This is a genomic window from Streptomyces niger (assembly GCF_000718305.1).
Classification (GTDB): domain Bacteria; phylum Actinomycetota; class Actinomycetes; order Streptomycetales; family Streptomycetaceae; genus Streptomyces; species Streptomyces niger.
Genome location: NZ_JOFQ01000003.1, coordinates 314,314 through 326,381 on the forward strand (window position 1 = coordinate 314,314; position 12,068 = coordinate 326,381).

The following is a 12,068-nucleotide window of genomic DNA, read 5'->3' on the forward strand; positions in this document are numbered from 1 at the left end:
GAAGAACAACTGCCGAACACCAGCGCGGCGGTGACACCTGGACCGTGTACGCGTACCACTCGACCATCGCGCCGATGGTGCCGGACTGCAGTGAGCGACGGCGGACCTGCTCCGGCGTCAGACGCGGGCGCCCTCGAAGTGGCCGCTCCAGGGCAGTGGGGCGCCGGCGTACTTGGCGGCCCGGACATCGCCGGAGCGGGCGTGGCCCTCGAACAGCTCGACGCGGGCCGCCCGTCCGCACAGCACACCGAGGTCGGCCGACGTCTGCTGGTCGCGCACCTCCTGGTAGGTGACGGTGCGGAGGTACATGCCCACCCACAGGCCACCGGTGTAGCGCGCTGCGCCACGCGTCGGCAGTACGTGGTTGGTGCCGATGACCTTGTCACCGTAGGAGACGCAGGTGCCCTCGCCGAGGAACAGGGCTCCGTAGGCGTGCATCTTGTCCAGCGCCTCGCGCGGGTTCTCGGTGAGGATCTGCACGTGCTCGTAGGCGAACTCGTCGGCGACCCGGTAGGCCTCGTCGAGGTCGTCGGCCAGGATGATCTGACCGTGGTCCCGCCAGGCGGGGCCGGCGATGTCGCCGGTCGGCATGTCGGGCAGGATCTCGTTGATGTGCCGCTCGGTCTCGCTCGCGACGCGCTCGCTGGTGGTCACCAGCACGGCGGGCGAGTCGGGGCCGTGCTCGGCCTGCGAGAGCAGGTCGACCGCCGCGACGAACGGGTCGGCGGTGTCGTCGGCCACGATGAGGATCTCCGTGGGGCCCGCGAAGAGGTCGATGCCGACCTCGCCGAACAACTGACGCTTGGCCTCGGCGACGTAGGCGTTGCCGGGGCCCGCCAGCATGTCGACGGGCGAGATCGTCTCGGTGCCGACGCTCATCGCGGCGATCGCCTGGACGCCACCCAGGATGTAGATCTCGTCCGCGCCGGCGAAGTACATCGCGGCGACGGTGGCGGCGGGGATCTCACCGCGGATCGGCGGGGTGCAGGCGACCACGCGGGGCACGCCGGCGGCCTTGGCCGTCACGATCGTCATGTGCGCGGAGGCGGTCAGGGGGTACCGGCCGCCGGGGATGTACGCGCCGACGGATTGGATCGGCACGTGCCGGTGGCCGAGGAACACGCCCGGCTGGGTCTCGACCTCGATCTCCGACATCGACTCCCGCTGTGCCTCGGCGAAGCGGCGGACGTTGGCCTGGACCGTCTTGATGTCCTCGATGACCTGGTCGTCGAGCGTGCCGATGATCTCGGCGAGCTGCTCCTCACCGAGCCGGAAGGACTCCGGCTCCCAGCGGTCGAAGCGCGCCGACAGCTCCCGGACTGCCGCGTCGCCACGCTGCCGGACGTCGGCGATCAGCTCGCGGACGGCCTCCCCGACGGTGTCGTTTCCCGAGGGCGCGGTGGACGAGGTGGTAGCGGCCTTGATGGTGCGGGACACGCCCAGCTCCTTTGCTCGCGGTGTGGATACGTATCCAATGGATGCGTATCCAAAGAATGCGAGACGGATGGCGAAACGGTCAAGGGGTGTCCGAGGACCGAGCGGAAGAGCGCTTCAGGCGGGACTGCACAACGAGATCATCAAGCAGGACTGCATGGCGAGGTCATCAGGCGGGATTGCATGACCGGGCCTCGCAGAGCTCCCCGGGCGGGGAAAGCCGAGGGCCTCAGACGGGGGCGGTGGTGGAACGCCCGACGAATTCCACCGGCAGCACCTCGTGCCGGAGCGGGGCATCCGGATCCGCCAGCCGGTCCAGCAGCAGTTCCACGCCGACCCGCGCGATGCGCTCCAGCGGCTGACGCACCGTCGTCAGGTCGATGCGTTCCCACGACGACAGCGGCACGTCGTCACAGCCCACCACGCTCAGCTCGCGCGGTACCGCAACGCCCGCCGCCGCCGCGGCGTTCAACGCCGCGTACGCCATGACGTCGTTGTGGCAGAACAGCGCGGTGGGCGGCTCGGCGCCGGCGAGCAGACCGCGCACCGCATCGTAGGCGGCATCGTAGTCGTACCCCGCGTAGAGCTCGGTCAGGGCAACCTCGCCGCAGGCCTGGGCCCGCTCACGGAATCCGCGGCCGCGCTGCTCGGACGTGCTCGCCCCGGCCAGGCCACACACCATCGCCATGCGGCGATGCCCCAGGTCGAGCAGGTGCTCCGCCGCCAGCCGGCCGGCGGTGACGTTGTCGGCCTCGACCTGGTCGGCTGCGAAGCCTTCGAGGGTGCGGTGACACAACACCACGGGTATGCCGTGTCCGCGGATGCGGTGCGCCAGCGGTTCGTCCCGTACGGCGGAGGTGAACACCACACCGTCCACGCCTTCACGCCGCAGCAGCGCCAGGCCCTCGTCGGCGGTCATCACGTCGGTCACCAACGTCAGTCGGAGCCCCTGTCCATGGAGCACCCGCTCCATCGCCTTGACCATGACCGGGTAGAAGGGGTTCGTCAGATCCCGGATGACCACCCCGATGAGCCCCGAGCGGGCTCCGACCAGGCTGCGTGCGGCCTGACTGGGTTGGAAGTCGTACTTGGCCACCACTTCGAGCACCCGCCGCCGGGTCTCGGGGGCCACGCTTCCGCCGTTGAGGACACGGGACACGGTCGACTGCGCCACACCCGCCTCACGGGCGATCTGTACGCTCGTGACGGTCGGCCGCCGTGCCATGGGTCCCTTCCCCTCCAGCTGGTGTCGGGGCAACGATACCGTCCCCGCACGGCATCCTGCCTGGCCGTGGCGGGGCGTCGTACTCGGCCCGCCACGGACCGCACCGCATCGTCCCAGGCGTGCGGGCTGCGGTAGTGGTGCACGTGTCCTGCCGCGAGGACGGACCGCGGTTCTTCGAGGTACGGCGTGCCGACCGGGAGACGCAGCCGCGCGAACAGGGTCGGTTGCGGCTGCCGGCACCACGTCGCCGTAGACGTCGTAATGGCTCGTCAGCAGGCCCTTGAACAGCGGCTCGTGCAGCACGGGGCGGGGAGGCCCAGAAACGTGCCGTACGCCGCCTTACGACACCTGTCGGGCAGACGTACTTGGCGCGGAGCCGGCTGCGGCCCCGCCCGACTGCGACCTGTGTCGTCTACAGAGGGGCGGGGCCGGCGGAGTGTGCCCGGCCGCTGCGCATGAACGGTGGGACAATGGCCGCGCACCCGCGTCTCCAGCACAGTGCCCAGCCTGCCTCCGCGCACGGCCGGCCGGGCATTCGCGTGAAACCCACCGGCGCACGGCCACGAGCGCAGCGCCCGACGGCGGCCCGCAGCCGTCGCCGGTCAGGCGCCCGTGACGACCCGTACGAAGACGACCGGTTCGGCGCCCTCGTTGCGGTAGGCGTACTCCTGGTCGCTGGCGATGACCGCACTCTGCCCGGGCGCCACCACCTGGGCACCGGTCGGCAGGGACAGGGTCAGGCGGCCGGACAGGACGTGGTGGATCTCCTGCGCGCCGGGCCGGTCGGCCTCGGCTGCGTACCGCCCACCGGGCGCCAGGGTCCAGCGCCACAGCTCGGCCCGCGGTTCCTGGGTCGCGCCCAGGAGCAGCGCCTGGCTGCCGTCCGGGGCCTGCCACACGAGCGTTCCCTCGACCTCGGCGTGCGCGGCATCGTCCGCGGGCAGGGCGAGGGCCGCGAAGTCGGTGTTCAGCGCGCGGGCGACCCGGTCGACGGTGGCGAGGCTGGGATTGGCCTGGCCGAGTTCGATCTGGGTGAGCATCCGGCGGCTCACCTCGCCGGCCTCCCCCAGCTGCTGCACACTCCACCCGCGCTGCTTGCGCAGCGCGCGGATGCGCCCGCCGATGCGGGTGACGAACTGCTGCGTGGCACTGCTGTCGGCGGCTGCCTCACTGCTCATAATGCGCAGTATAGTGCGCAAAAAAGTTGCCAGGCCGCGCGGATGAGCAATATATTGCCCATCATGCGTGTGACCACCTCTCCCCACGTTCCCGAGCAGGCTGTGCCGGCAGCGCTTCGCGAGGCCTTCGGCGGTCTTGCGCCGAGCGATGCGTCCGCCCCCACCCAATTCGTCGTCGACCTGCCCGGCGGAGGCGAAGTCATCCACTACCCGGCCGTGCTGACGACGGACGACGGCGGGACGACGGAGAGGCAGTCGCGGTGAGGATCAGCGAATTCGCGGTCGAGCAGTGGATGAACGAGTACGAGGAGACCTGTCGGTACAACCTGGCCGAAACCTGCGTCCGTTCGCTCACCACCGGTGAGTTGCTGGACCTGTCCGGCCGACGCGAGGAGGTGCTGACCGAACTGGCCGCCACCCCGCTCACCTACGGGCCGATCGCGGGCAGCCCGCGCCTGCGCACCCTCGTCGCCGGCCTGTACTCGACCCAGAGCCCGGACAACGTCCTGATCACCCACGGCGCCATCGGCGCCAATGCCCTCGTACACGCCACCCTCGTAGCCCCCGGCGACCACGTCGTCGCCGTGGTCCCCACCTACCAGCAGCACTACTCCATCCCGGACAGCTACGGCGCACGCGTCGACCGACTGCCGCTGCGCGAGGACCACGACTGGCTGCCCGACCTCGACGCACTCGACCGCCTGGTCACCTCGGACACCCAACTCATCGCGGTCAACAACCCGAACAACCCCACCGGCGCGCTGATCGACGAGGCCGGGCTGACCCGCATCGCCGAGATCGCCCGCCGCGTCGGCGCGTGGGTACTGTGCGACGAGGTCTACCGGGGCGTGGACCAGCACGGTCACGGCTTCACCACCTCGATCGCCGACCTGTACGAACGCGGCATCTCCACCGGCAGCATGTCCAAGCCGTACTCCCTGGCGGGACTGCGTCTGGGCTGGATCGTCGGCCCCACCGAGCTACTGGCCGACGTCGCCACGCACCGGGACTACACGACCATCAGCGTCGGGCGCATCGACGACCTGCTGGCCTGCGTAGCACTGGAGCACAAGGACGCGATCCTCGCCCGCTCCCACCGGATCACCCGCACCAACCTGGCGATCCTCGACGAGTGGGTCAGCGGCCGCGACGACATCAGCTACGTGCGGCCGGCCTCGGGCACCACCGCGTTGCTGCGCTACACCGCCCCGATCGGCTCCTACGACTTCTGCACCCGCCTGCTGAAGGACACCGGCGTGATGTTCACCCCCGGCGCGGCGTTCGACATCGAGCACACCGTACGCATCGGCTTCGCCGACGACACCGAGACCCTGCGTACCGGTCTGCGACTGGTCGGCCGATTCCTCGACCAACTGGACTCACTCGCTTGACTCGACCGACTCGCTTGACTCGGCCGGCTCGATCGACTCGATCGACTCGATCTGCCCTCATCGCGCGGGGCATGGTGTGAATGACGGTCGAGCACGGGGTCCGGGTGTTCGACCGTTTTCACTTCTCGCCCGAGCCGGGGCGGCAGGGCGAACCCGCTGTCCCGATGAGGGCGTACCTGCGGTGCACGGCGCGTGATCCCGAGCGATGCTGTGTGCCGACCCGTGCAAGACGGCGTCTGCCCGCCACGGCCCCGGGCATGCTCCGCCGAACGGGGCACGTTCGAGACGACCTGGTCACCAACGCGGACAGCGCTGACACGCCACTCGAAGAGAGCACGGCTGCACCGCTCTTCCCTCTCGCGAGTCGAATGCGCAGCCATGCGGGGGAAAGAGCCGGCCCGGACGTTCGGTACGGGTGCCCGGCGAGGGATGTGCCTCGTGACAGAAGCCGGCGGATCGGTACGTCCGCGTACGTCCGCGTACGTCCGCCGGTGTGTTCCCGTTCCGACGGCGGCGAGCGTTCCGAGAGGTCCGGCAGTGGCGAGACAGGTGGAAAGCGGCACGGGCCCGGGCGGCCTCTGCATCGGTGCGGTCGTGCCGCGGACGGGTCGACTGGCCAAGCTGGGCGACCCGCTGTCCTTTGTCCTCGACCGCCTGGCACCACGGCTGTCGAAGCCGGCCCGCGGCTCGCGCCGGCAGCCCGTCCGGCTCGCCTGGCGTGACAGCCTCTCCGATCCCGTGGCGGCGCGGCGGGCGATGACGGAGCTGGTGCACCAGGAGCGAGTACAGCTGGTGGTGACCATGGCCGGCACGAAGGTGTTGCCGGCCGTGGCCGACGCCTGCGAGGAAGCCGGCGTGGCGTGCCTGACCACCACCTTCCCCTGGCAGGCGTTCGTCTACGGGCGCGGCGGCGACCCGCGACGGCCGTTCGCCTGGACGTACCACTTCGCCTGGGGGCTGGACGACATCGCGGCCGTGTTCGCCGAGATGTGGGAGCAACTGGGTACGCGGCACACCGTCGGCTGTCTGTGGAACGACGACCTGCAGGGACGGCTGCTCCGTCACCGGGAGCACGGCTTCGTGCCGGTGGCTGCCGCGCGGGGGCACCACCTGGTCGACCCGGGTGGCTACCGCGAGCCGGCACGGGACTTCACGCCGTCCCTCGACTCCTTCCGGGAGCGGGGGGCCGACATCGTCACCAGTGCGGCCACCGCCGAGGACCTTGCGCTGTTCCACCGTCAGGCGCGCGAACGCGGGGCGCGGCCCCGCCTGATCACGTGCTCGCGCTGGCTGGCCTATCCGCGCGGGGCGACGCTCGCCGAGCTCGACCGGGCGGGTGTGGCCACCCTGATGTACTGGTCGCCCCGGCACCCGCACCGGTCCTCCCTCGACGGCACCACCGCGGCCCAGCTGGCCGCGGACTACGAACAACACACCGGCAACCGGTGGTTGCAGCCGCTGGGCCTGGCGCACGCGCTGCTGGAAGTGGCTGTCCACGCCCTGTCGACCGCCGACGATCCGTACGACCGCCGCGCGGTCGCCGACGCGGTGGGGCGCACCCGCCTGGCCACCCTCGCGGGGCCACTGGATTGGACGAGCGGGCCCACTCCCAACGTCGCGCTGGTGCCGCTGATCGGCGGGCAGTGGAAAACGGGCGGCCACCACGGCCATGAGCTTGCCGTGGTGGCCAATTCCCGCTGCCCCGAGGTTCCGGTGGAGGCCGATCTCACCCCTGCGTACTGAGTGACACCGGGGTGCTCCGGACTCAACAGCTGAGGTTGCCGCCCGGTTCGACGCCGAGGACCTGGGTGAAGCGCTGGTAGCTGTCGATCCGGCTCTGGACCTGGCCCGGGTTGCCGCCGTTGCATTCCAGGCTGCCGTTGATGGCGCGGATCGTCTCACCGAAGCCGGCGCCGTTGACCATGGCGTCGTGCGGCGTCATCGTGCCGGGGCCCTTCTGGGTGTTCCAGTACCACAGGCCGGTCTTCCACGCGACGGCCGCGTCGTTCTGCACGAGGTCCGGGTTGTTGAGCAGGTCGATGCCGAGCGCGTCACCGGCGGTCTTGTAGTTGAAGTTCCAGCTCAGCTGGATGGGCCCACGACCGTAGTACTTGTCGTTGCCGGCCGGGCAGCCGTAGGGCTGGCTGGTGTCGCAGTAGTGCGGGTAGTTGGCCTGGTTCTGCTCGACGACGTGCACGAGCCCGCCGGTCTCATGGCTGACGTTGGCGAGGAAGGCGGCGGCCTCCTGCTTCTTCACCGTGTCACTACCGGTGTTGGAGAAGCCGGGGTAGGCGCTGAGCGCGGCGGTGAGGCCGCTGTACGTGTAGAACGAGTTCCGGTTCGGGAACATCTGGTTGAACTGGGCCTCGCTGACCACGAACGCGGCGGCGTCGGCCTTTCCGCCGACCTGCGCGGAGGCCGGCGAGGCGAGCGTCATGCTGCAGAGAGCGGCCGCCGCGCCGGTGGCGGCGAGCAGTCCCATGATGCGACGGTGCACGGTGTCGACTCCTGGGGGTGAGTGAGTGTGCGTGCGGCTGAGCGGAGGGCGGGCGAAAGCTGTCGACGTGGACGAGGAGGCGGGGCGGGGAGGTCCCGCCCCGCGCGGCGGCCTGTCAGCCGCCGACGTTGACGTCGATGCAGGCGTAGAAGGCGTTGTCGGTGTCGGCGACGTTCCAGACGGCCAGGACCTTCTGCTTGCCCGTGAGGTTGCCGAAGTCGACCTGGTGGTTCACGACCTCGCCCGGCTTGGCCCCGCCGTCGTCGAACAGGGCGATCCGCTGGCCGCCGACGTAGTACTCCCAGGTGCTGGTGGAGTGGCGTGCGGTGAGCTTCCACGAGAACGTGGTGTTCTTCGACACCGGCGTGACGGTCCAGCCCTTGCTGTCGTCGTCCAGCTCGGCGAACCGGCTGTTGCCGCCACTGCAGCTGGTCAGGCCCTTGGGGCCCTCGACGCTCTGGGGCTCGTACGTGATGTCCCCGCAGGACACCGTGCCCGCGGCGCACTGCGCCTGGCGGCTCGGCGGATCGGAGATGTAACCGTGGGCGCTCGCCGAACCGGCGGGGAGGCTCAGGGCGATGGCGGGGGCGAGAGCGGCACCGATGAGGGCAGCCGTCTTCCTGGTGGTGCGCATGGGGGAACTCCTTCACATCAGGCCTTCCCTGACGTACGCGGTCGTGTGGGGGACCACGTGCGCGGGGCAGGCCTCTCGTGGGTGGGGCCAAGAGGCGCAAAGGTGTCGCGCTCCCACCGCCCGGACAGGGAGAAGTTGCCTGAGTTGCGTCCCATGGGGACCAACTCCCGGCCCGATGCGGTGAGTTCTTTGGACTAGACCATACAAGCGGCGGTCATGACCGTGTCAAGGGTGTGACACAGAGGTATCCGTGGGGCGGAGGCGTTCCGGGACCGCGAAGCCTTCCAGGATCTGCAGGGCCTGCTGCAACCCGCCCGGGCGGTGGATGCCCGGAGCCCCGCGCCGTGACCAGCCGGGACCGGCGGCGAGGACGGCCGGATGGACACGGGACCCCTTCAGGCCGTGGCCGGGGCCGTACGCCAGGGACAACAGTGCAGGCGCAGCCGTGGCGCGAGTCTGCGACCACAACACAACGGCGCACGGCCCGGTCCTCCGTACCGCCTCGGTCAGCGCACCCACCGGCACCGCGGCGCCGAACATGCGCACCGGGACGCCCCGTTCCCCCAACGCCGCGGTCAGCGCTTCCAGGCCCAGGGTGTGCGCCTCACCGGGGACGCAGGCCAGCAGTACCGGCCGTCCGCCCGGAGCCGTCGGCGAAGTCGCCGCGCATCCGGTGGACCGGCGGAGCGCCGTGGAGAGATGCCAGGACAGCAGGTGTTCCGCTTCCACGTACCGTTCGCCGTGCGGGTCCCCGGAGCAGGCCCAGGTGCGGCCGATGGACCGCAGGGCCGGGCTCAGTACGCGTTCCCAGGCGTCGACCAGGCCGTACTCGGCCAGTGTGCCGGCGAGTAGCTCGTCCAGCAGTGGAGCGTCGAGGCGGACGGCGGCGCGGCCGAGGCCCCGGACCCGGCGCCGCGCGTCGGCATCGTCGTGTGGCGTCGTCGTACCGAGGATGGCTGCGGCATCCGCGCCGGAGCGGGCCGGGGTGCGCTGCCGGGGCGTGGCCGACACCGACAACACCGACGCGTTCCCCGGCATGTCCCCTGTCCCCGGCGTGTTCGCCGCCGCCGGCATGTCCGCTGCCGCCGGCATCTGCCCTGTCACAGGCATGCCCCCTGCGCTACGGACCAGTTCGGCGGCCTCCGCGGTCGGCACACCGCGGGCGGTCAGCTCACACAGCCGCTCCAACATCGCGACGTCCTGCTCGCTCCACCGCCGGTGTCTGCCGCCCTGGTGGCCGGACGGCCCCAGCCCGTAGCGCCGGGCCCACGAACGCAGCGTGGCCGGGGCGACGCCCAGCCGTGTCGCGACGTCTCCGGTGGTCAGTCTGGCCCGGCGCGTAGGAGGTACGTCGGGTGCCTCCGCAGTGGTCGGTCCGGTCCGGCGCGTGCGCGGTGGTGCGGTCTCCATGACGGCACGGTAGGGCGTACAGGCGTGACGTGCCGCCCACTCGGCCCATCATGCACCGGGCGGGCGACACAGAGCGCCACACTCCCTCGCGGCAGCGTGAAGGGCGGCTCCCGCGGCACGAGCGGGGTCCGGGCCCGTGCCACTCCGCCGCGTGCGACGTCACCGGCCCGGACTCGGGGAGGGCCGGTGACGCCTGAACGCGGGGTTGCGGTGTTCGGGTACTCCTTGCCCTGGCATGGTGCGACGAGCGGCCGGCCGCCGCCAGCTGCAACGTTCGTGCCACGCTTTCCGCTGCCAGTGACTAACCGTGTCCGCTGACGAAGCAGAATTCGTTGCCTTCGGGATCGACCAGGATCTGGAACTGTCCGTACGGGTTGGTGACCAGCTCGCCGACGGCCACCGCGCCCATCCGGACCGCCTCGGCGGTCGCCATGGGGATGTCGCCCGCCAGCAGGTCCAGGTGCACCCGGTTCTTCGTGGTTTTCGGTTCGGGGACCCGCTGGAAAGCCAAGCGCGGCATCTCGGGCGGATCCACATAGCTCCAGTCCGCGTTCCGACGCACCGCTTCGCTCTCCAGCAGCCGGGCCCAGAACCGGGCCAGCTCCTGCGGATCGTGGCAGTCGAAGACGATCTCATCCAGTCGTGCGCGCATCCCGGCACTCTAGGCGTTGCGCTGCCGTAAGAGCCGAAAACCAGTGCCGGAAAGGGGAACGGGGAAAGGGGAAGGGAAGGGAAGGGAAGGATCAGGCGGAGCGGCGCAGCCAGTCGTCGAAGTGGGTGACGGCCAGGCGGGCGCGGCCGTCGTCGGGGACGAGGCTGCGCTCCGCCAGCTCGGAACCGAAGTAACGGGCGTGCGGGTCGGCGACGACGGTACGCGGGTCCTTCCAGGCACGCAGCGCCTCGGCGACCAACTCGTCGAAGCGGAACACCTCGGGGCCGGCCACCTCGGTGATGCCCTTCAACGGGGCCTCGGCGGCCGCGCCGGCCACCGCTTCGGCGACATCGTCCGCCGCCATGGGCTGGAAGAGCACATGCGGCAGGCGCACGGTGTCGCCCTCGGTGGCGGTGTCGGCGATGCCCTTGACGAACTCGAAGAACTGCGTCGCGCGGACGATCGAGTACGGGATCGGCCCCTTCTTGATCAGCTGCTCCTGCGCCACCTTCGCCCGGAAGTAGCCGTTCTCGGGCAGGTCGTCGATGCCGACGATCGAAAGTGCCACGTGGTACGCCACGCCTGCCGCCTCTTCGGCGGACAGCAGGTTGCGGGTGGAGGTGGTGAAGAAGTCCAGTACCGCCGACTCCTCGAAGGAGGGCGAGTTGGACACGTCCACGACCACCTGAGCTCCGGCCAGCGCGGCGCTGAGGCCCTCACCGGTGAGAGTGTCGACGCCCGTGCTGGGCGCGGCGGGCACCGTCTCGTGTCCACGGTCGTTGAGCTTGGCGATCACTTTGCTGCCGATGAGGCCGGTGCCTCCGATGACCACGATCTTCACGGTGCGTACTCCCATGCTCGGTGGCGAGGGGCGGGGCGGCGCGGGCGACGTGCGAGGTGACGAGGTGACGAGGTGACGAGGTGACGAGGTGACGAGGTGCGTAGCGGCGTGGCGCGTCGTGCGTGGTGCGTGGCGCGTGGTGGTGGCAGTTGGTTTGCCGCTGGTGGGATTCGTCCGGTCTATCGGGGCGCGCGCAGGTGTGCGCGCTGCTTCAGCTCATCGTCGTCGACCAGGACGAGCATCGGCTGGTCCGGCGCGCAGAACATGGTCACAAGGAAGCGCAGGCGCGTGTCGTTGCTGTGGTTGCCGTCCTGGTAGTGGATGACGTCCCCGCCGGGCTCCCAGAACGTCTCCCCTGCGCGTACGATCCGCTCCGGCTCGCCCTCCAGCTCGAAACGCATCTCGCCTTCCAGTACGTAGCCGAAGGCCGGCCCCGAGTGACGGTGCGGCGGAGTGCCGGGGTCGCCGGGCGGGAACTCGACCTGCACCGTCATCGCGTGCGCGCCCTCGGGAGGGGCGGGCGGGGTGACTTCCTGCAACACGGTCAGCGCGGTCTTCCAGGCCTCTGAGCGCGGCTGCTGCGCGCGGGTGTCGGACACGGCGGGTCTCCTCCTGCTGTGTTGCGATACCGGTGGTCGAGGGGCGGGCGGGAAAGGGACGGGCGCCCTGCCCGCTGTCCCCTTCTCCCGACCCGAGTGCACGGCTGGCCGACAGACCTCATCGCCCTGCTGGGTTCGACAGGACTCATCGGGCGGACCGGCGGCTCGCGGGGTACGCGCACAAGGAGGTCCCATTGTTCAGAGCCC

General features: G+C 70.6%; 12 protein-coding genes. 3 read left to right on the top strand and 9 right to left on the bottom strand.

Features of this window, described 5'->3' with window-relative positions; translation table 11 throughout:
- Positions 1–117: 117 nt before the first annotated feature.
- The 3 genes from hisD to IF20_RS07980 all read right to left on the bottom strand — a co-directional run bounded on the left by hisD (position 118) and on the right by IF20_RS07980 (position 3,837).
- The gene (hisD, locus tag IF20_RS07970; protein ID WP_052864290.1) at positions 118–1,437 is read right to left on the bottom strand and encodes a histidinol dehydrogenase; all 1,320 of its coding nucleotides are present in this window, start codon (positions 1,435–1,437) and stop codon (positions 118–120) included.
- Positions 1,438–1,663: 226 nt separating this feature from the next.
- Positions 1,664–2,659, bottom strand: a complete 996-nt coding sequence (locus IF20_RS07975) for a LacI family DNA-binding transcriptional regulator (RefSeq protein WP_052864291.1) — start codon at positions 2,657–2,659, stop codon at positions 1,664–1,666.
- Between the two features lie 602 nt (positions 2,660–3,261).
- On the bottom strand, positions 3,262–3,837 hold the full coding sequence (locus IF20_RS07980; protein ID WP_052864292.1) for a helix-turn-helix domain-containing protein: 576 nt from the start codon (positions 3,835–3,837) through the stop codon (positions 3,262–3,264).
- A 63-nt stretch (positions 3,838–3,900) separates the two neighbouring features.
- On the opposite strand from IF20_RS07980, the gene IF20_RS07985 reads away from it, so the two are divergent.
- From IF20_RS07985 to IF20_RS07995, 3 genes are all read left to right on the top strand, one after another.
- Entirely contained in the window at positions 3,901–4,101 is a 201-nt protein-coding gene (locus tag IF20_RS07985) for a hypothetical protein (protein ID WP_199896523.1), read from the top strand.
- The gene (locus IF20_RS07990; protein WP_052864294.1) at positions 4,098–5,228 is read left to right on the top strand and encodes an aminotransferase; all 1,131 of its coding nucleotides are present in this window, start codon (positions 4,098–4,100) and stop codon (positions 5,226–5,228) included. Before IF20_RS07985 ends, IF20_RS07990 begins: the two co-directional genes overlap by 4 nt.
- 537 nt (positions 5,229–5,765) lie before the next feature.
- The gene (locus IF20_RS07995) at positions 5,766–6,971 is read left to right on the top strand and encodes an ABC transporter substrate-binding protein (RefSeq protein ID WP_234426565.1); all 1,206 of its coding nucleotides are present in this window, start codon (positions 5,766–5,768) and stop codon (positions 6,969–6,971) included.
- A gap of 22 nt (positions 6,972–6,993) precedes the next feature.
- Here IF20_RS07995 and IF20_RS08000 read toward each other — a convergent pair whose 3' ends face one another.
- The 6 genes from IF20_RS08000 to IF20_RS08025 form a co-directional block, all read right to left on the bottom strand.
- On the bottom strand, positions 6,994–7,710 hold the full coding sequence (locus IF20_RS08000; protein WP_052864296.1) for a chitinase: 717 nt from the start codon (positions 7,708–7,710) through the stop codon (positions 6,994–6,996).
- 130 nt (positions 7,711–7,840) lie between these two features.
- Positions 7,841–8,359, bottom strand: coding sequence for a lytic polysaccharide monooxygenase auxiliary activity family 9 protein (locus IF20_RS08005; protein WP_052864297.1), 519 nt, complete (start codon positions 8,357–8,359; stop codon positions 7,841–7,843).
- Between the two features lie 225 nt (positions 8,360–8,584).
- Positions 8,585–9,769 carry a MerR family transcriptional regulator gene (locus tag IF20_RS08010; RefSeq protein WP_110943950.1) on the bottom strand — a complete coding sequence of 395 codons (1,185 nt, stop codon included), beginning with the start codon at positions 9,767–9,769 and terminating at the stop codon, positions 8,585–8,587.
- A gap of 301 nt (positions 9,770–10,070) precedes the next feature.
- Positions 10,071–10,421, bottom strand: coding sequence for a VOC family protein (locus IF20_RS08015; RefSeq protein WP_052864298.1), 351 nt, complete (start codon positions 10,419–10,421; stop codon positions 10,071–10,073).
- Positions 10,422–10,512: 91 nt separating this feature from the next.
- The gene (locus IF20_RS08020) at positions 10,513–11,262 is read right to left on the bottom strand and encodes an SDR family oxidoreductase (protein ID WP_052864484.1); all 750 of its coding nucleotides are present in this window, start codon (positions 11,260–11,262) and stop codon (positions 10,513–10,515) included.
- 179 nt (positions 11,263–11,441) lie between these two features.
- Positions 11,442–11,810 (bottom strand): cupin domain-containing protein, encoded by a 369-nt coding sequence (locus tag IF20_RS08025; protein ID WP_456113153.1) that lies wholly within the window; start codon positions 11,808–11,810, stop codon positions 11,442–11,444.
- Positions 11,811–12,068: the final 258 nt, after the last annotated feature.